This window comes from Micromonospora sp. DT68, assembly GCF_049847245.1.
In the GTDB taxonomy this organism is placed as follows: Bacteria; Actinomycetota; Actinomycetes; order Mycobacteriales; family Micromonosporaceae; genus Micromonospora; species Micromonospora profundi.
The window spans coordinates 38,604-57,136 of record NZ_JBNCNZ010000024.1 but is presented as its reverse complement, the minus strand read 5'-3'; the positions used below and the strand labels follow the sequence as shown (position 1 = coordinate 57,136).

The following is an 18,533-nucleotide window of genomic DNA, read 5'->3' as shown; positions in this document are numbered from 1 at the left end:
GGGAGCAGCGACCGGGGGCGGCAGCCGGGGGCAGCGGCCGGGGGCCGGGCGGGCGTTAGCAGCCGATGACCCAGTAGTTGGCGGCGGTCTGCTTCAGAGTGCTTGTGTAGAAGGTGTTGTAGAGGCCCATCCGTTGGTTCGAGCCGTTCGCGTAGGCGTAGCCGCCGGACTGGTACGCCCGACCGGCCACCACGTGCGCGTAGTTGCTCGCCGTCACGCAGGTCGGCGCCGCCGTGGGGGTCGGGGTCGGGGTCCGGGTGGGGCTCGCGGTCGGGGTGGGGCTCGCGGTCGGGGTGGGGCTGGCCGTGGGCGTGGCGGTGGGGGTCGGGGTGGTTCCGCCGCCGTTCAGGCCGAAGAAGAGCGCGTCACGGTACGTCGAGCAGATGGTGTCCAGGAAGTAGGCGGCGGCGGTGCCACACTGGTCGGCCCCGGAGCCCGGGTCGACAGGCGTGCCGTGGCCCATTCCGGAGACGCGGTAGAGCCGCACGTCGTCGTTGCCGTACACCTCCAGGCTGGTGTTCGCGGGCAGCGACGAGGTGCTGGTCGGGGTCTGCGAGACACCTCGCACGTTCGTCCACTGGTCCCGGGACTCAGTGCCGTTGAGCGGGGTGACTGTGGTGTCCGAGGTGCCGTGCCAGATGGCCACCCGTGGGCGCGGGCCGGTGTAGCCGGCGTACGCGCCACGGACCAGGTCGCCCCACGCGGCAGGGGTCTTGTCCGCGCCCGGGTTCATGCAGCTGAACGCGTTGACCATGCTTGTGGCGCAGCGGTACGGGATGCCCGCGATGATCGACCCGGCGGCGAAGACGTCCGGGTAGGTGGCAAGCATGACCGCGCTCATCGCCCCACCGGCGGAGAGGCCGCTGACGTAGACGCGGGAGGAGTTCACCCCGAAGTTGGCCTTGGCGTGGTCGACCATCTGCTTGATGGACAGCGCCTCGCCCTGACCCCGGGCGGTGTCCCCCGCCTCGAAGAAGTTGAAGCAGGCGTTGGCGTTGTTACCGGACTTCTGCTCCGCCACGATCAGTGCGAACTTCCACTGGTCGGCGTACTTCTGCCAGCCGGAGTTGGCGAAGTAGCCGGAGGCGTTCTGGACGCATCCGTGCAGCAGCACCACTGCCGGGGCGTTGGCCGGCAGGTTGTCCGGCCGGTAGGCGTACATGCTGAGGTTGCCGGGGTTGGAGCCGAAGCTGGCGACCTGGGTGAGGGTGGCCGCCTGGGCGGGTGCGGCGATGGCGACCGCGCCCGCGGCGGCGAGGACGACCCCGGCGACCGCGCCGATCAGCCGGGTGAGGGTGGACGAGGAGCGGCGCACGGCGGCCTCCTGGAAGGGCGGACTGTGAACTGGGTCACCGTCGAATTGCGGGAACGTTACGACGATGTGTCACCGCGATGACATGGGGCCCGCGCACACATTCACGACGGCCGCTGTGTACCCCGCACCGTCGACGTGTTAGGAAGGGCCCCCTCCTCTACCTCAGGCGATAACAGGGGTCCCCTCCTTGCATGTATGACCGGCCCGTCCAGGTCCGGTTGGTAACGTCCGCTGCGTGCCGTCCTCCCCGTCGCTGGCCACCGGGCCCGCCCCCGCGTCACCGCCGCATGCCGTCCGGGACCGCCGGGCGGACCTGATCGTCGTGCTGGTGGCGCTCCTGCTAGCCGTCTGGGTGACGAGTGGCCTGTGGCGGGACCCGAACGGACGCGCCATCACAGTCAACTCCAGCGACCAGGCGCTCTTCGAGTGGCTGCTGGCCTTCGGCGGGCACGCGTTCACCCACGGGGACAACCCGCTCTTCACGAACCTGATCAACGTGCCGGACGGCGTGAACCTCGCTGTCAACACCTCGATCACCGTGTACGCGGTGGTGTTCGCCCCGCTCACGTACCTGATCGGGCCACCTGCCACGTTCCTGGTGATCCTCACCCTGAACCTGCTGGCCACCGCGCTGGCCTGGTACTGGCTGTTCTCCCGGCACCTCGTGCGCAGCCGGCTGGCAGCCGCTGTCGGCGCCCTGTTCATCGCCTACTCCCCCGGCATGGTGTCGCACGCCAACGCTCACCTGAACTGGACCGCCGGCTGGCTGGTGCCGCTGCTGATCTGGCGGCTGTTCGCCCTGCGCCGGCCGGGGCACTGGCTCCGCGACGGGGTGATCCTCGGCGTTCTGGTGGCGGTGGCCTTCTCGATCGCCGCCGAAGGGCTCTTCTTCACCGCGCTGGCGCTCGGGGTGTTCGTCGCCGTCTGGGCGCTGCACCCGGCCCACCGGGCCGAGGCGCGTGCCGTGCTTCCCAATTTCCTGCGCGGGCTCGGGGTGACCGCAGTGGTCGCCGGGGCCCTGCTGGCGTACCCCCTGTGGTTGCACTTCGCCGGGCCGCAACGCTTCCACGGGACCGGCTTCGACCCGGTGATCCATTCCGAGGACATCGCCGCGTTCGCCGCCTTCCCCCGCCGGTCGCTGGCCGGCGAGGTCGGGCTTGGCACCTCACTGGCACCGAACCCGACAGAGGAGAACTCCTTCTTCGGCGTACCCCTGCTTGTGCTCACAGTGGTCTGCTTCGTGGCGTTGTGGCGGCGGGCCGACAGCGGCCGGCGGGCCACCCTCTGGGCGCTGGGCATCCTCGCGGTCATCTTCACGGTGCTCTCGTTCGGGCCGGTCGCGAAGATCGACGGACGGCGTACCGAGCTGCCGATGCCGTTCGACCTGCTCGGCCAACTGCCGGTGGTGAACGCCGCGCTGCCCGCCCGCCTCGCCCTGGTGGTCGCGCCGGTGATCGGGGTGCTGCTGGCGTACACCCTCGACCAGCTGCGCGCCGCGCCGCCCCGGCACCGCTCGGCGGAGCTGGCCTGGACGGTCGGCTTCGTGGTGGCCCTCCTGCCGCTGGTGCCCACGCCGCTGCTGACCCGTGAGCGGGAGCCGATCCCGCAGTTCATCACCTCCGGCACCTGGAAGGAGTACGTCTCCCCGGGCGGGGTGCTGACCCCGGTGCCGCTGGCCGTTGACATCTATCCGGACGGGCAGCGCTGGCAGGCGTACGCGCTGTCGCACCGGCAGGGCGAGTTCTCCATCCCGGGCGGGTTCTTCCTCGGCCCGGGCGGCCCGGACGGACGGGGCCGGATCGGCCCGGTGCCCCGACCCCTGAGCGCGTTGATGGACCAGGCGGGCCGCACCGGACTGGTGCCGATCATCACCGACGGCACGAGGCGGGACGTGGCGGCCGACCTGCGGCACTGGCAGATCGAGGCGGTGATCCTGCCCGACCAGGTGCACGGCGCGAAGTTCGAGGTCGACGAGGAGGCGGTGCGGCGTACCGCCACCGAACTGTTCGGCGAACCGGAACGGGTAGACGACGTCTGGGTCTGGCGCATCCCGCCCGCTGACCGCACGGGGTGAGTCGGCTCACCGGCGATCATCGCCGACCACGGGACTACGCTGGAGGCGTGACAACGACGACCTCCGGCCTGACGGCCGTCCGCGCCGGCCTGCTGGACTACCAGGCCGCCTGGGACGAGCAGCGTCGCCTGCACGAGTCGGTGGTGGCTGGCGAGCGCGGCGACACAGTGCTGCTGCTTGAGCACCCGAGCGTCTACACAGCCGGAAAGCGCACCGAGCCGTGGGACCGTCCGATGGACGGCACTCCCGTCGTCGACGTCGATCGCGGCGGCAAGATCACGTGGCACGGGCCGGGGCAGCTCGTCGGCTACCCGATCCTGCGGTTGCCCGATCCCGTCGACGTTGTCGCCTACGTACGCCGTACCGAGCAACTGCTCATCGACGTGTGCGCCGAGTTCGGGCTGGACGCCGGCCGGGTCGAGGGGCGCAGCGGCGTCTGGGTGCCCGAGGACGACAGGGGGCCCGCCCGCAAGGTGGCAGCCATCGGCATCCGGGTTGCCCGGGGTGTCACCCTGCACGGGTTCTCGATCAACTGCGACTGTGACCTGACGTACTTCGACCGGATCGTGCCCTGCGGCATCCGGGACGCGGGCGTCACCTCGCTCACCGCCGAACTGGGCCGCCCGATCACCGTCGCCGACGTGCTCCCGGTGGTCGAGCGCCGGCTCGCCACCCTCGTCGAGGTCTGAGCGGCGGCCCCCGGCGGCGACGCCGAGGGCCGTGACGCTCACGGTGTCAGGCGGTGCAGGTCGCGCGGGAACGCGGTGACCTCCCGGACGTTTGCCGCTCCGACCAGGCGGGCCACGAACCGTTCCAGGCCGATGGCGAACCCGCCGTGCGGCGGCATGCCGTGCCGGAACGCGTCCAGATATCCGGCGACCGGCTCGACCGGCTCACCCCGCGCGGCCAACGCCGCCAGGTAGTCGGCGTGCCGGTGCAGCCGCTGCCCGCCGGTGACCAGCTCCACACCACGAAAGAGCAGGTCAAACCCGTTCGAGTACGCGGGCCGCGCCGGGTCGGGGTGGGTGTAGAACGGCCGCTTCGCCATCGGGTAGCCGGTGACGAAGAGGAAGTCCGAGGCGTGTTCGCGGCGGGCCCACTCCCCCAGTGCCCGTTCGTGGGCGGGCGCGAGGTCCAGCTCGTCGGCGGGTGCGCCGGCGATCCGCAGCGCGTCGGTGAAGTGCACGGCCGGGATCTCTGCCGGCACCGTGGGCGGCTCGACGCCGAGCGTCTCCAGAGCGCCCGCGGCCCGCTCACCGACAGTGCCCAACATCCCGGCCAGCGTGTCGCGCAAGACCCGCATGACGTCCCGGTGGTCGGCGACGAAGCCCAACTCGGCGTCCAGCGAGGTGTACTGCGCCAGGTGCCGGACCGTGTCGTGCGGCTCGGCGCGGAACACCGGCCCCACCTCGTAGACGCGTTCGAAGACGCCGACCATCAGCTGCTTGTAGAACTGCGGTGACTGCGCCAGGTACGCGGGCCGGCCGAACCAGTCGAGCGCGAACACGTTCGCCCCGCTCTCGGTCGACGAGCTGACCACCTTCGGCGTGTGGATCTCCACGAAGTCGTGGGCGTCGAGTGCGGCCCGGAACCCGGCCACCGCTGCCGCCGAGATCCGCAGCGCCGCCGACCGCCTCGGGTGCCGCAGCGCTGTGGGTGCGTTGTCGAGCTGGGTGGGCAGGCTCGCGGTCAGCGTCGGCCGGTACAGGTCGAACGGTGGCGGCACTGCGGGCGGGCCGAGAGGACGTACCGTCGGGTCGGTCAGCTCGACCCCGGCGGGCGCTGCGGCGTTAGAGGTCACCGTCGCGGTGACCTCGACGACCGTCTCCTCGGTGAGTTTCTCCAGCTCGGCGCGGACGGCCGGGTCGGTGACGACCACCTGGGCCAGGCCGGCGGCGTCCCGCACGATAAGGAAGACCACCGACTTGAGCGTTCGGCGGCGGTGCACCCAACCGGCGATCCGTACTGTCGCGCCGACGTGGGCGGGCAGGTGGTGGGACAGGGTTCGTTGCATGGCGGGTCTGCTCCTCGGTCGATCGCGACGCCGCCGCCGGGGCGACGGTGTCGCGTCAGCCCCAGGGAGGTGTGGGCGAGCGGGAACCTCGCGGTGCCACCACACCTTCGCTCCCGCCGCGGCGGGAGCCTCGTTCGTCGCCTGGTGACCGGGGCCAGCCGGGCGGGCTCTACTAGGCGTGCGCCGCCGTTCTGCCCGCAGCTCGGGAGGGTCTTCGCGCACCGGCGCCAGACCGCCTCTCAGCACCGGCGGCTCTCTGCACTGGCGGTTCGGCGCGCTACTCGGCTCCGTCGTCGCTGTTGGCTGGGACCGTAACACCCGATCCCAGCGAATGTGACGGCATTTTTTGGCAGCGCGGTGTCGGGCGTCACAACATCTGCGGCGTGACGCCGGTCGCCTGGCGTACATAGACGGCTGCCGTCGGGCGTAGGCTCGTTTTCGTGACGATCGAGCACTCCGCGCCGACGACCGGCCAGGCAGCGCGCACCGCAACGGCGGCCCCCGAGGGGCGTCGCCTGCTGCGGATCGAGGCGCGCAACGCCGAGACGCCGATCGAGCGCAAACCGCCATGGATCAAGGTCAAGGCCAAGATGGGGCCGGAGTACACCCAGCTGCGCGGGCTCGTCTCGCGCGAAGGGCTGCACACCGTCTGCCAGGAGGCCGGCTGCCCCAACATCTACGAGTGCTGGGAAGACCGTGAGGCCACGTTCCTCATCGGTGGCGACCAGTGCACCCGGCGCTGCGACTTCTGCCAGATCGACACCGGAAAGCCCGCCGAGTTCGACGCCGACGAGCCGCGTCGCGTCGCCGAGTCGGTGGTCTCGATGGGGCTGCGCTACGCCACGATCACCGGCGTCGCCCGCGACGACCTGCCTGACGGCGGCGCCTGGCTGTACGCCGAGACCGTCCGGCAGATCCACGCCCTCCAGCCCGGCTGCGGCGTCGAGCTGCTTATCCCGGACTTCAACGCCGTCCCCGAGCAGCTCGCCGAGGTCTTCGGTTCCCGCCCGGAGGTGCTGGCGCACAACGTGGAGACCGTGCCGCGCATCTTCAAGCGGATCCGGCCGGCGTTCCGCTACGACCGTTCGCTTGACGTGATCCGGCAGGCCCGCGCCGACGGCCTGGTCACCAAGAGCAACCTCATCCTGGGCATGGGCGAGGAGCGGGCCGAGATCTCCCAGGCGCTGCGTGACCTGCACGAGGCGGGCTGCGAGCTGATCACCATCACGCAGTACCTGCGCCCCACCCCCCGCCACCACCCGGTGACCCGCTGGGTCAAGCCGGAGGAGTTCGTGGAGCTGCGCGAGGAGGCCGAGGAGATCGGCTTCGCCGGGGTGATGAGCGGGCCGCTTGTGCGCTCGTCGTACCGGGCCGGCCGGCTCTACAAGCAGGCCCTCGACGCCCGCGCCGCCACGCCGGTCGCCGCCGGCTGACCCGCCGGCAGCGCGCCGCACCGCCGTCCGGCACCCGGATGTCATGATCGTGCGGTGACCGCCGGGGTACGCCAGCAGCCGCGTGGCGCGGGTCGACCGCGCCCAGGGTCGAGTGCGCGCCCCGGCCTGGTCGGTTGGCTCACCGCCTCGGCAGTGCTCGCCGGGATCGGCTACCGGCTCTGGCTGCTGGCCCACTCCACACCGGCCACGAACAGCGACGAGGCCACGATGGGGTTGGCCGCGTTGCACATCGCCCGGGGCGAGGGTTTCCCGGTCTGGTTCTACGGCCAGCAGTACATGGGCACGCTGGAGGCGTACCTCGCCGCGCCGATCTTCGCGCTGGCCGGTGGGCCGTCAGTGCTCGGCCTGCGGCTGCCCACAGTGGCGCTGTACGCGCTGTTCCTGCTGCTGGCGTGGCGCCTGACACTGCGGCTGACCGGGGACCGCTGGTTCGGGCTGCTGGTGGTGGCGCTGCTGGCTCTGGGCTCCGACCGGATCGTCAAGAACCAGCTGATCGCCGGCGGCGGCTATCCGGAGATGAACGCGGCAGGAGTCGCGCTGGCACTGCTCGCCGTGGACCTGGCCGCCGGTCGGCCGGGGCGACGCCTCGCCCGCTGGGCGCTGTGGGGATTCCTGGCCGGCCTGATGCTCTGGGTCGACCCACTCGTGCTGCCGTACGTCGCGGCGACCGGTGCGGTGCTCGTCGGGTTCTGCCATCGGGAGCTGCGCGGGCGGGCCGGCGCGCTGCTCGGATCCGCCGCCGTGCTGGGGGCGGCCCCGTTGCTGCTGCACAGCCTGGTGAACGGACGAAATCCCCTGCGCGCCGTGCTCGCCGCCAGTGGCGCGAATTCCTCCGCCGACTGGGCCGACCGGCTGCACGGGGGCCTTGTGCTCGGCCCTCCGCTGGGCATGGGCTTCTGCGCTCCCGGTTCGTGCGCCACCTGGCAGTTGTGGTGGGCGCTCGCGCTGCCGGTGCTGCTGGCTGTCGCCGCCGCCACGGCCTGGCGGGCGCTGCGCCGACCGGCCGACCCGACGCCCCGGGCCGCTGCCGCGATGCGGCTGGCGCTCGTGCTGGCCGCTGTGGCGACGCTCGGCGCGTACACGGTGAGCAGTGCCGCCGGGCTGACCCCGGTGGAGAGTTCCCGCTACCTGTCCTGCCTGCTCATCTCCCTGCCGGCGCTGCTGTGGCCACTGTGGACGGCGGCTCGGCGCGGCTCGCGTCCGTCGGCCGCGAACCGGGGCGGCGTCGGGTCGACGCTGGTCCGGCCGGTCGCTGTGGCGGTGCTCGTCGCCACGCTGGGCACCGCCGTCCACGTCACCTGGCGGGCCACGCAGACCGCCCCGCTGAACCGGGCGACCGAGGCCCGGCACGCCGAGCTGGTGAGCACGCTGCGTCAGCTCGGCGTACGACACGTCCGAGCCGGCTATTGGACCTGTAACAGGCTCACCTTCGCCAGCGCGGAGGACGTCGTCTGCGCCGTCGTCGACGACATGCTGCGCCCCGGCTTCGACCGCTATCCCGCGTACCGCCGGGAGGTCGAGCGCGCGGCGACGGCGGCATGGGTGGCGCCGACCGGATCGCCGCTGGCGGCCCGGCTCGACGAGCTGCTCCGCGCGGCCCCGGGCAGCCTGGAACTGGTAACCGTCGACGGCTGGCGGATCTACCTGCCCCGCGCCTGAGGACCCGGCCCAGTCGTCCTCTTGGGACTCCCTAGCGGTCCGCTCTGACCGACTGCCGGCGATGGGTCACCGAGCACGGCAGCGATGCGAAGCCGCGCTGGTTCGGGGAGTGCACCCGCCGGGCGTTCGCGAAGTCGATCTCGTAGTCGGAGAAGACCGCACCGGCCTCCTCCAGGGCGATCGTCATCTCGATCTTTGCCAGCGGAGCGCCCAGGCAGTGGTGCGGCCCGCGACCGTAGCTGATCATCTTCGACGTGTCGCGGTCGAGGTCGAACCTGTCGGGGTCGGGGAACACCCGCTCGTCCCGGTTGGCCGACCCGAGCAGGACCGCGATCCGGGAGCCGGCTTCCAGTCGGGTGCCGTGGATCACCCGGTCCTCGGTGAGGGACCGGACCGTCATCTGGTTGCCGGAGTCGTACCGGAGGGTTTCGCTGGCCCAGTCCTCGGCGCGACCGTTGAGGCCGGCCTGCGCGACGTCCGGGTGCAACGCACCATGGAGCCACGCGTTGCCGATCGTCTTACCCGTCGACTCGTTGCCGGCGCTGACGACGAGGAAGAGGAACGCGACGACCTCCGCATCGGTGAGCTTCGCCCCGCCGACCTCCGACTGGATGACCTGGGAGGTCAGATTGTCGCGCGGCTGACGGCGCAGGTCGGTGATCAGCCCCACGAAGTACTGGGCCAGCCGCAGCGCCGCCCGGACCGAGTTCTCACCGCGTTCGTCCGACCCGTCCACCCGCTGGTTGAGCTCGTCGGTGTCGGCCCGCAGTTGGTCCCAGTCCTCGGGCGGCACGCCGAGCATCTCGCAGACCACGTCGTTGGGCAACGCGGCGGCGTAGTCCGACGCGAAGTCGAAGGTGCGCTGGTCGCGCAGCGGCTCCAGCCGGGCGCGGGCCAGCTCGCGGATGCGTGGTTCCAGTCTGGCCACGTGACGTGGGGTGAAGGCGCTGGACGCCAGCCGGCGGTAGGCACCGTGCTCGGGTGGGTCCATGGCGTGGAACAGGATCCGGTTCGCCGCCTGCGGATCCCACAGCTCCGGCTCGAGGGAGATGCCGTTGCGGATGGAGAACAGGGCGGACCGGCTCAGCGCCAACTCCACGTCCTCGTAGCGCGACAGCGCCCAGAAGTCGCGGCGCTCGTTGCGGTACAGCGGCGCGTTGGCCCGCATCCAGGCGTACGTGGGATACGGGTCCTCGTGCATCCGGTAGTCGAACGGGTCGTAGGCCGGTGGCGTACCGGCACCGAGCACGGAGGCCGACGCGGTCATGCCCAGAACCTAACCGCACCGGCCTTCCGGGCGGCTGCCCCTGGATCGCGTGACAGGAGGTGCCGCGCACCTCTGCGTACGGTCCACCCGTGGGGTACCTGACGAGCACGGCGGCAGACCCGAGTTACGACCCGTTCTCCTACCGCCTGCACGCGGACCCGTACCCGGCCTATGCCTGGATGCGGGAGAACGCGCCCGTCTACCGCAACGAGGAACGGAACTTCTGGGCACTGTCCCGCTACGACGACGTGCTCGCCGCGTTGCGCAGCCCGGCGCTGTATTCCAACCGCCACGGCATCTCCCTCGAGCCGGACCTGTGGGGCACGGACGCGACAAAGACCAGCTTCTTCCTCGCGATGGATCCGCCCGACCACGGGCGGATGCGCCGGCTCGTCGGGAGCGTGTTCAAGCCACGGTGGGTCGCCGGGATGCAGGCCCGGGTGCGCGAGTTGGCTCGGGCCCGGCTCGAACCGTTGCTGGACGTGGAGAGGTTCGACTTCACCGAGTTCGCCGCCGCTCTGCCCAACGACGTGATGTGCGAGATCGTCGGGATACCCGACGACGACCGCGACATGATCCGCGCCGACAACGACCTGTTGAACCACTGTGAGGACGGTGTCGACACGAGGTCGAGCGCCACCGTGGCCGCCGGGTTCCGCCTCGCGGAGTACTACGTCGAGCTGGTCGGCGACCGGCGCCGGAGCCCACGCGACGACCTCACCTCCGCGATGATCGAGGCACGGGTCGACGGCCGGCCGCTCACCGACTCCGAACTCGTCGCCTTCCTCTTCCTCCTCGTCAGCGCCACGAACGAGTCGACGGGCAAACAGATCGGGATCGCGTGGTACCACGGCTGGCGTCTGCCCGAGGTCCGATCGGCGGGCCTGGGCGGTCGCGCCGCCGACTGGTGCAACGAGTCGCTGCGGTACGACTCCGCCAGCCAGATGACGGCGCGCACGCTCACGCAGGAGTCCACGATCCACGGCACGCGGCTCCCCGCGGGCGCGCGGGTCGTGCTGCTTCCCGCGTCGGGAAACCGTGATCCGCGGGCGTTCTCCGAGCCGGACCGGTTCGACCTGGACCGCGACACGAGCAAGATGATCAGCTTCGGGCACGGGCCGCACTTCTGCCTGGGCGCCCCGCTCGCACAGCTGGAAATCACCGTGGCGCTTGAGGAACTGGCGGCGCTCGTGTCGGACTACGAACTCGACATGGACAGGGCGCGATGGATCCACTCCCCGCACCAGCGCGGGTTCGCGTCGTTGCCGTGCACTGTCACCCTCCGTCCCGGGCGGTCCCGCTGACCCTGCGGGACGGGCGGTCCCGCCGACCCTGAGCGCGGGCCGCCCGGTCAGGCCGTCAGGAACGACCTGAGGCTGCCCACCTGCTCGGCTGTCGCGCGGAAGGCGTCCAGGTGGGTGCCGTGTTCGGCCACCACCAGCCGGGCTCCGGGCACGATCTCGGCCAGCCGCAGGGATCCGGCCGGGTGCGCCGTGTCGTCGTCCTCGCTTGTGATGACGAGACAGGGCTGGTGTACGCCGGCGGCTGTCGGTCGGGAATCCCAGTGCATCGTCGCCGCGGTGAGCTTGGCGTACCGGTAGAAGAGTTCGGGCGTGGCGTACGGGCGGACCACCAGCGGCCCGATCCGCGGCGGCACCCCTGTCATCGGGCCGCTGGTGAGCTTCCCGCGCAGCCAGGCCGCGGTGTCGCGGGACTCGCCGCCCAGGTCCATCAGGGCCCGCAGGTTCACCTGGTGGTCGGTCTTCTCCGCGTCGCCGCCCATCTCCAGGTCGGCGTGCCAGAGGCTCAGGGAACTGACAAGGTCGGGGCGCTGCGCAGTCGCGGCCAGCGCCACCGAGGCTCCGGCGCAGAGCCCCATGACATGCGCCGGACCGAGGGCCAGCTCTTCGACCACGGCCACCAGGTCCTGCACCTGATGACTCAGGTCGTACCCCCGTCTGTCGAAGTCCTTCCCGTCCACTATCGGCTCGGTGGTGCCGCGCGTCTGCATGATCACGCAGCGGTACGAGGAGCTGAGTGCCCGCAGCCACGGCAGCGCGATCCGGTAGCTCAGGGAACAGGGCGGAGAGATCAGCACGCCCGGGGCGTCGCGTGGGCCGGACTCGACAACCGTGATCACGGTCCCGTCCGGGCGGCTCACGGTCCGTACCCGGTATCCCGCCTCCTCGTCCGCGTAGAGGCACCGCGCCTGCGCGGCGCCGTCCTCGGGCGGCAGGCCGGCCAGTTCGGGAGCGCGCTGCGCCCGCTGGATTTCCGCAGCCAGGGCGACGGCCGCGAAGTCGCGGTCCCGGGCGCTCGACGGCGCGTCGAAGGTGAGGGGCACGTCCAGCGCACGGCACACGGCGGCGACCAGATCCGGCGCGCTGTCGCAGGTGTCGTCGGGGAGCGCGAACGGGCCCACCTGTCCGGTCAGCGCTTCGAGCTGGCGTACGGCCTCGACCAGAGTGGCCAGCGCGGGGGTGGGGCTTCCGGTCATGGCTTGTCGACCGGCGGTTGCTGCGCCGACGCGCGCGCGACGCGGGCGAGGTTGCGGACAGTGACCGTCCCGCCCAGGTCCCGGGGATCGATGTCGAGGCCGAGCGCGCGACTTGCCTCGGCGACGATCCGGATGATCGACAGGGACGTGCCCCCGTGATCGGCGAGCTCGTCGTCGGGAGCGACGTCGGGAGTGGACAGCACGTTACGCGCGATGGCGAGGATCCGGTCGACCCGCTCCTCGTCGGTGCCGTCCAGGCGCAGGTCGCTGATGGCAACACCTCCGGCGTGTCCGACCTCGGTCCGGTTCACCCCGTAACGAAATCCGGTCGTCCGCGCAGGGGTCAGTCGCCCGTTCCGGTGACTGCACCGGGCTGCCCGGCCGTACCTAGCCTGAAGGACACGTGCGGCAGGCACTGGGCACTCGGGCTGACCCGCGTCGCTGGGGAACTTCCGCTCTTCGCGAGGATGGTGGCGGAATGCAGGTCTCAGCAGCGCCCTCCGGTCGCCGCTTGCACGAAATCTTCCAGGACCGGGCGCGCGAGGCACCGGAGCGCATCGCGCTGACAACGACGGACGAGTCCGTCTCCTACGGCGACCTCGACGCGCGCAGCGACCGGCTCGCCGATCACCTCGCTGAACTCGGTGTCGGGCCGGACGTACTGGTCGGGCTGTGTGTGCGGCGCAGTCCGGAGGCCATCGTCGGCATGCTCGGCATCCTGAAGGCCGGCGGCGCGTACGTACCGATCGACCCCAGCTATCCGGCCGAGCGGATCGACTATCTGCTGTCCGACTGCGGTTCGCCGATCGTGGTGGCGGCGAGGAACACCGCCGGCGTCATCGGCGACCGCCACCCGTCGGTCGTGTGGATCGACAGCGACGAGGTGACGTCCGGCCCCGGCGCCGTCCGCCTCGATCCCAGCGGGCACCCGCCGGCGTCCGCGGACAACCTGGCGTACGTCATCTACACCTCCGGCTCGACCGGGACGCCGAAGGGCGTGACTGTCGAGCACCGCAATGTGGTGCGCCTGTTCGAGCAGACCGATCCGTGGTTCGCGTTCGACGATCACGACACCTGGTCGTTGTTCCACTCGATCAGCTTCGACTTCTCCGTGTGGGAGATCTGGGGCGCGCTGCTGCACGGCGGGCGACTGGTCCTGATGCCCGAGGCGAGCACCCGCTCACCCTCGTTGCTGGTCTCGCTGCTGCGCTCCGAGCGGGTGACAGTCCTGAACCAGACCCCTTCGGCGTTCCACCAGTTGCTGTTCTCGGCGAGCCAGGGTGCCGACACGGCCGGCCTCTCCCTGCGACTGGTGATCTTCGGTGGGGAGCGGCTGGAGCCCCGGCAACTGGCGCCCTGGATCGAGCGGCACGGCGACGAGCGACCGCAGCTCGTCAACATGTACGGCATCACCGAGACCACTGTGCACTGCACCTACCGGCGGATCACCGGTGCCGACCTGGACACGACAGGCGTGAGTGTGATCGGCGTACCCATTCCGGATCTGCGTGTGCACGTCCTTGACGACGACGGGCGGCCGGTGCCGGAGGGCAAGCCGGGCGAGATGTACATCGCCGGTGGCGGGGTGGCCCGCGGCTACCTGAACCGCCCCCAGCTCACCGCGCAACGGTTCGTCTCCTCCATGGCGGAACTCGGCGAGCAGCGCCTGTACCGCACCGGCGACGTCGGGGTACGCCTTCCCGGCGGCGAGCTGGCCTACCTCGGCCGGGTGGACGACCAGCTGAAGATCCGGGGCTACCGGATCGAACCAGGTGAGATCGAACAGTGCCTGGCCCAGGTGCCCGGCGTCGGGCGTGCAGTCGTCGTGGCGCGGGACTTCGGCCAGGGCGACGTGCGGCTGGTCGCGCACCTGCTGCCGGCGGGCGGAACGGACGCCGACGACGGCCTGGCCGCCGCCGCCGAGCGTCACGCCGTCCGGAGTCTGCCGAGGCACCTTCGGCCGTCCCTCTACAAGGTCGTCACGGAGATTCCGATGACGCTGCAAGGAAAGGTGGATCGCGATGCACTCGGACAGTGATCTGCCCGATGCCACGGTGAGTGACATCAGGCAGACGATCAGTGGCATCACCAGAGCCGTGCTGGAACGCGACGTCGACCCGGCCGTCGACGTGTTCGACCAGGGCGCCACGTCCCTGGCCTTCATCCGCATCGTGGCCGAGGTCAACGAGCGGTACGGCATCACCGCGGATGTCGCGGAACTGGAGGAGGCGAGCGTCGACGAGATGTCCGCGCTCGTGGCACGGCAACTCAACAGTCAGCAACCCGTGACGGCGAGGGATTGGCGATGACGAACACGTTGGAACGCAACTTCACGCCGAGTCCGGAAGAGGTCGCCCAGTTCCATCAACGCGGCTACCTCGGACCGTTCAAGGTGTACGAGGAAGACGAGATGCAGCGCCTCTGGAAGCGGGAGCGGCTCCGCCTCATGGACCGCAGCCAGGCCGTCTACGACGAGGGCGACGCCCAGGCGGGCAACACCAACATCGCCAACTACGACCGGCACCTCGACTCGACGTTCCTCGCCGACCACATCTGCCGGCCGGAGATCGTGGATCGGGTCACCGCGGTGCTCGGCCCGAACGTGCTGTGCTGGCGTTCCGAGTTCTTCCCGAAGTACCCCGGCGACGAAGGCACCGACTGGCACCAGGCGGACACGTTCGCGTTCGCGTCGGGCAAGCCGCAGATCGTCTGGCCCGAGGCGGAGAGGGAGTACGGCGGCACTCTCACCGTGTGGACGGCGTTCACCGAGGCCACCGAGGAAACCGCCTGCCTGCAGTTCATCCCCGGCACGCAGCGCACCATGTACTACGACGAGACGAAGGGCATGCACTACCAGCCCGACAAGATCAACGCTCAGCGCAAGGAAGACGGCGTCACCCGCGGCTTCTACGGATACGACTACCGGGAACTGCAGAAGGACCCCGACTGGAAGCCGCCGGTGGACCAGGCGGTCTCGATGATCATGCGCCCGGGTGAGGCGGTGATGTTCTGGTCGACCATGATGCACGCGTCCAAGCCCCACAGCGCGCCGGACAAGGGAATGCGCCTGGGCTTCGCCGGCCGGTACGTTCCGACCTGTGTGGAGGTCTACCCGGACACCGACGACGTCGACGAGTACGGCGGTCGCGTGAGCCTGCAGGAATACGGCACGGTGCTGGTGGCCGGCGTCGACACGTACACCCACAACCGCAAGGTGACCACCACGACGCGGGGCCACAAGTTCCCGGTTCGGTGAATCGCGACCGGGAACGGCCGGGCTGGTGAACGTCTCCGGCCCGGTCACCGGTCCCCGCCGTCACAGAGGGAGTCGGCCGATGGTGCAAGCGCAGGCGAGGTCGGCGGTGGCGCGGCTCGCGAGATCCGTGCTGTCGGTGCGGCCCCTTGTCGAAGGGCTGGGTGGACCGGTCAGGGTCGTTGCGGTGGGTAGCGATGCCAGCGGCGCTCCGACCGGCTGGTCCGCCCGGCAGTGGCACGACGTGGAGCAGGTGCTCGGGCGGGTCGCCCGGCAGGCCGGGGTCCCGGGGCTCGCAGTGAGCCGCGACGCCGCCCCCGGCGACCTTCAGGTCTTCGAGCGCGTGGTGAGCGACCGCCTGGCCCTGGCGGATCTGGTCGACGCGGTCACGCCGATGCCGGAGGGTCTGCTGACCGACGTCGACCTGATCACCGCCGAGGCCGTGGCGGACAGCTTCGACGGGTTCTTCAGCCGGCAGAGCATGCGCTCGCACGACGGACTCCCGCTCAACGTGTACAGCGCCGGGCCTCCCGGCGAGACTGTCGTCGTCGTACCCGCCTGCGGAATGCCCGCCGCGCTCGCGGAGTCGTGGATGCGCTTCCTGGCCCGGGACCGCAGGGTTCTGGCCTGGGAGAGCCGAGGTCTGTTCGGAGCTGCCGACCACAGCGACGACTACGCCGTCGACACCGCCGCGCAGGCCGCCGACCTGTTCACCGTCATGGACCACTACGGGGTGGCCGACGCGCACGTGGTGGGCCTCTGCGGTGGTGCGGTGATCGGCCTGGCCGCCGCCGCGAGCCGGCCCGAACGGATCCTGTCGCTCAGCCTGTGGCACGGCGCCTACGAGTTCGCCAGCGGCTCGCCGCGAACCCGGTTCCAGAACGACCTGATCGAGTTGATGACCATCGCCGCCCACAGCCGGGCCGCCGCGCGGTCGGTCCAGGCAGCCTTCTGGCAGGTGGCGCTCACCAGCACGCCCGCCGAGGTGGCGCATCTGGTGCTGTACCCCTACACCAGCGCCGAACTCTTCTACAGGTACTGCCGGCTCAACGGCGCCCTCGCCCGTACCGACGTGGAGCAGTACCTCACGCGCGTCAGACAGCCCACGCTCGTGGTCACGAGCGAGGACGACGAGACCGCGCACCCGCAGGGTTCGCGGCAGCTGGCCGAGGGCCTGCCGAACGCACGCCTGCGGATGGAACCGCACGGCGACCACGCCTCCCTGTTCCACGCCGACAGCACCGCCCTGATGCAGGCGGCCGCCGACTTCATCGCGCATCCGACCACGCGGGAGGACGTGGCCCACGCCTAGCATCGGTGAATTTCCGTCAATGGAGGCACCATGAGCGACTTCACTGTCAAACCGCTCGGTCCGGACACGTGGGACGCGTTCGCGGGGCTCGTCGAGAAGCACAACGGCGTGTGGGGCGGCTGCTGGTGCATCTACTTCCACCCGTCCTGCGCCGAACGGGGGCAGGGCGCCGAGGGCAACCGCAGTCTCAAACAGCGGCTTGTCAACGAGGGACGGGCCCACGCCGCACTTGTGTTCGACGGTGACGCGGCAGTGGCCTGGTGCGAGTACGGAACGCCTGACGAACTGCCGAACGTCCAGCACGGCAAGCAGTACCGGGCCGAACTCGACATCCTGCCGGACCAGCGGATCACCTGCTTCTTCGTCGACCGCGACTACCGTCGCAAAGGCGTGTCCCGGGTCGCGCTCGACGGCGCTCTCAGCCTGATCGCGCAGGGCGGCGGCGGGCTCGTGGAGTCCTATCCCCAGGACACCGCCGGGAAGAAGACCTCTGCCTCCTTCCTCTACAACGCCACGCGCAGCCTGTTCGAGCAGGCCGGATTCGCCTACATCCGGCCCAAGGGCAAGAGCCACTGTGTGATGCGCAAGGAGGTTCCGGCGACGTCTCCGCCGACGAGGCGACATGAGCGGTGAGCCGTCCGTCGCGTCGATCACGTGGGCCGCCCAGGTGCTGCGTCCCGTGGTACGCCGCACTCCCCTCGATCCGAACGCGCGCCTGAGCGCCGCCGCCGGCGTACCCGTGTGGCTCAAGCGCGAGGACCTTCAGCTGTGCCGCTCGTACAAGGTTCGCGGCGCGTACAACGCGATCGCCTCGCTCACCGCGGGCCAGCGCGACCGCGGTGTGGTGTGCGCGAGCGCGGGCAACCACGCACAGGGCGTCGCGTTCACGTGCCGGCAGCTGGCCATCCCCGGGCGCGTGTTCCTGCCGGCCACGACGACGCGGCAGAAGCGGGAGCGCATCGCGGCGCTTGGCGACGGCGTGGTGCGCACGGTCGTCGTGGCGGGCGCCGACTTCGACACCACCACGAGCGCCGCGTTGGAGGACTGCGAACGCACCGGTGGCGCCTACGTGCACCCGTTCGACAACCCCGCGGTCGTGGCCGGGCAGGCCACTGTCGCTGTCGAGGTGGTCGAACAGCTCGGCGGCGACGTCGGCACGGTGATCGTTCCGGTCGGCGGCGGCGGGCTTGTCGCGGGAATGCTGACGTGGCTCAAGCACAGGCTGCCCGGCGTGACTGTCATCGGCGCCGAACCGGCGGGCGCGGCGAGCATGCGGGCCGCACTCGACCACGGCGGGCCCACGGCGCTGCGTCCGATCGACACGTTCGTCGACGGCGCCGCCGTTCCGTCGGTGGGGCGGATCGGCCACCGGGTCGTGCGCGACCTGCTGGACGAGCTGGTGTCCGTGCCCGAGGACGCGGTGTGCGCCGAGATGGTCGACCTGTACCAGACCGACGGCATCATCGCCGAACCGGCAGGGGCGCTGGCCAGCGCCGCGTTGCGGATGCCGCTGCGCAGCCCGCTGCGCGGGCCGGTGGTGTGCGTGCTGTCCGGGGGAAACAACGACATCCACCGGTACGGCGAGATCCTCGAACGGACCGGCCGGTACGTCGGGCGCGAGGTGAACCGGCCGCAACTGGTGACGGGCGGATAGCGCCGGCCTCCTCCGTCGTGCATGACGGGGTCGC

Annotated in this window: 16 protein-coding genes; 11 read left to right on the top strand and 5 right to left on the bottom strand. The window is 70.9% G+C overall.

The window, feature by feature from the left end; translation table 11 throughout:
- Nucleotides 1–55 precede the first annotated feature (55 nt).
- A complete protein-coding gene (locus ACPXB1_RS28480) occupies nucleotides 56–1,315 on the bottom strand; it encodes an extracellular catalytic domain type 1 short-chain-length polyhydroxyalkanoate depolymerase (RefSeq protein WP_355628048.1) in 1,260 nt (419 codons plus the stop codon).
- Between the two features lie 235 nt (nucleotides 1,316–1,550).
- Here ACPXB1_RS28480 and ACPXB1_RS28475 point away from each other — a divergent pair, with 235 nt between their 5' ends.
- Nucleotides 1,551–3,389, top strand: coding sequence for a DUF2079 domain-containing protein (locus ACPXB1_RS28475; protein WP_355597464.1), 1,839 nt, complete (start codon nucleotides 1,551–1,553; stop codon nucleotides 3,387–3,389).
- Nucleotides 3,390–3,436: 47 nt separating this feature from the next.
- On the top strand, nucleotides 3,437–4,078 hold the full coding sequence (gene lipB, locus ACPXB1_RS28470; protein WP_355597466.1) for a lipoyl(octanoyl) transferase LipB: 642 nt from the start codon (nucleotides 3,437–3,439) through the stop codon (nucleotides 4,076–4,078).
- Nucleotides 4,079–4,116: 38 nt separating this feature from the next.
- On the opposite strand, the gene aspS is transcribed toward lipB, so the two are convergent.
- Entirely contained in the window at nucleotides 4,117–5,403 is a 1,287-nt protein-coding gene (gene aspS / locus ACPXB1_RS28465; protein WP_355597468.1) for an aspartate--tRNA(Asn) ligase, read from the bottom strand.
- Nucleotides 5,404–5,843: 440 nt separating this feature from the next.
- Here aspS and lipA point away from each other — a divergent pair, with 440 nt between their 5' ends.
- Together lipA and ACPXB1_RS28455 are read left to right on the top strand one after the other, a co-directional pair.
- Nucleotides 5,844–6,836: a lipoyl synthase gene (gene lipA / locus ACPXB1_RS28460; RefSeq protein WP_355597470.1), complete on the top strand. Its 993-nt coding sequence runs from the start codon at nucleotides 5,844–5,846 to the stop codon at nucleotides 6,834–6,836.
- A 54-nt stretch (nucleotides 6,837–6,890) separates the two neighbouring features.
- Nucleotides 6,891–8,516, top strand: a complete 1,626-nt coding sequence (locus ACPXB1_RS28455) for a hypothetical protein (protein WP_425736030.1) — start codon at nucleotides 6,891–6,893, stop codon at nucleotides 8,514–8,516.
- Nucleotides 8,517–8,547: 31 nt separating this feature from the next.
- Here the strand turns inward: ACPXB1_RS28455 and ACPXB1_RS28450 are convergent, their stop codons facing one another.
- Nucleotides 8,548–9,783, bottom strand: a complete 1,236-nt coding sequence (locus ACPXB1_RS28450; RefSeq protein ID WP_355597472.1) for a cytochrome P450 — start codon at nucleotides 9,781–9,783, stop codon at nucleotides 8,548–8,550.
- 89 nt (nucleotides 9,784–9,872) lie between these two features.
- Here ACPXB1_RS28450 and ACPXB1_RS28445 point away from each other — a divergent pair, with 89 nt between their 5' ends.
- Nucleotides 9,873–11,087 carry a cytochrome P450 gene (locus ACPXB1_RS28445; protein WP_355597474.1) on the top strand — a complete coding sequence of 405 codons (1,215 nt, stop codon included), beginning with the start codon at nucleotides 9,873–9,875 and terminating at the stop codon, nucleotides 11,085–11,087.
- Between the two features lie 47 nt (nucleotides 11,088–11,134).
- On the opposite strand, the gene ACPXB1_RS28440 is transcribed toward ACPXB1_RS28445, so the two are convergent.
- Together ACPXB1_RS28440 and ACPXB1_RS28435 are read right to left on the bottom strand one after the other, a co-directional pair.
- Nucleotides 11,135–12,280, bottom strand: a complete 1,146-nt coding sequence (locus tag ACPXB1_RS28440; RefSeq protein WP_425736029.1) for an alpha/beta fold hydrolase — start codon at nucleotides 12,278–12,280, stop codon at nucleotides 11,135–11,137.
- On the bottom strand, nucleotides 12,277–12,591 hold the full coding sequence (locus ACPXB1_RS28435) for an acyl carrier protein (protein ID WP_355597478.1): 315 nt from the start codon (nucleotides 12,589–12,591) through the stop codon (nucleotides 12,277–12,279). The genes ACPXB1_RS28440 and ACPXB1_RS28435 overlap by 4 nt, the downstream gene beginning before the upstream one ends.
- A gap of 200 nt (nucleotides 12,592–12,791) precedes the next feature.
- Between ACPXB1_RS28435 and ACPXB1_RS28430 the strand changes: the two genes are divergently transcribed.
- From ACPXB1_RS28430 to ACPXB1_RS28405, 6 genes are all read left to right on the top strand, one after another.
- On the top strand, nucleotides 12,792–14,318 hold the full coding sequence (locus tag ACPXB1_RS28430) for an amino acid adenylation domain-containing protein (protein WP_425736028.1): 1,527 nt from the start codon (nucleotides 12,792–12,794) through the stop codon (nucleotides 14,316–14,318).
- Nucleotides 14,302–14,589, top strand: a complete 288-nt coding sequence (locus tag ACPXB1_RS28425; RefSeq protein WP_425736027.1) for an acyl carrier protein — start codon at nucleotides 14,302–14,304, stop codon at nucleotides 14,587–14,589. The genes ACPXB1_RS28430 and ACPXB1_RS28425 overlap by 17 nt, the downstream gene beginning before the upstream one ends.
- On the top strand, nucleotides 14,586–15,536 hold the full coding sequence (locus ACPXB1_RS28420) for a chlorinating enzyme (RefSeq protein ID WP_157552741.1): 951 nt from the start codon (nucleotides 14,586–14,588) through the stop codon (nucleotides 15,534–15,536). The genes ACPXB1_RS28425 and ACPXB1_RS28420 overlap by 4 nt, the downstream gene beginning before the upstream one ends.
- A 184-nt stretch (nucleotides 15,537–15,720) precedes the next feature.
- On the top strand, nucleotides 15,721–16,845 hold the full coding sequence (locus tag ACPXB1_RS28415; protein ID WP_425736026.1) for an alpha/beta fold hydrolase: 1,125 nt from the start codon (nucleotides 15,721–15,723) through the stop codon (nucleotides 16,843–16,845).
- Nucleotides 16,846–16,875: 30 nt separating this feature from the next.
- On the top strand, nucleotides 16,876–17,478 hold the full coding sequence (locus ACPXB1_RS28410) for a GNAT family N-acetyltransferase (RefSeq protein ID WP_355597487.1): 603 nt from the start codon (nucleotides 16,876–16,878) through the stop codon (nucleotides 17,476–17,478).
- A complete protein-coding gene (locus tag ACPXB1_RS28405) occupies nucleotides 17,468–18,499 on the top strand; it encodes a pyridoxal-phosphate dependent enzyme (protein ID WP_355597489.1) in 1,032 nt (343 codons plus the stop codon). The genes ACPXB1_RS28410 and ACPXB1_RS28405 overlap by 11 nt, the downstream gene beginning before the upstream one ends.
- Nucleotides 18,500–18,533 lie beyond the last annotated feature (34 nt).

Excerpts from the sequence above, each read along its gene's own strand:
- ACPXB1_RS28450 (WP_355597472.1), bottom strand. The coding sequence starts at position 9,783 with ATGACCGCGTCGGCCTCCGTGCTCGGTGCCGGTACGCCACCGGCCTAC.
- ACPXB1_RS28420 (WP_157552741.1), top strand. The coding sequence starts at position 14,586 with ATGACGAACACGTTGGAACGCAACTTCACGCCGAGTCCGGAAGAGGTC.
- ACPXB1_RS28410 (WP_355597487.1), top strand. The coding sequence starts at position 16,876 with ATGAGCGACTTCACTGTCAAACCGCTCGGTCCGGACACGTGGGACGCG.
- aspS (WP_355597468.1), bottom strand. The coding sequence starts at position 5,403 with ATGCAACGAACCCTGTCCCACCACCTGCCCGCCCACGTCGGCGCGACA.
- ACPXB1_RS28425 (WP_425736027.1), top strand. The coding sequence starts at position 14,302 with ATGCACTCGGACAGTGATCTGCCCGATGCCACGGTGAGTGACATCAGG.
- ACPXB1_RS28440 (WP_425736029.1), bottom strand. The coding sequence starts at position 12,280 with ATGACCGGAAGCCCCACCCCCGCGCTGGCCACTCTGGTCGAGGCCGTA.
- ACPXB1_RS28405 (WP_355597489.1), top strand. The coding sequence starts at position 17,468 with ATGAGCGGTGAGCCGTCCGTCGCGTCGATCACGTGGGCCGCCCAGGTG.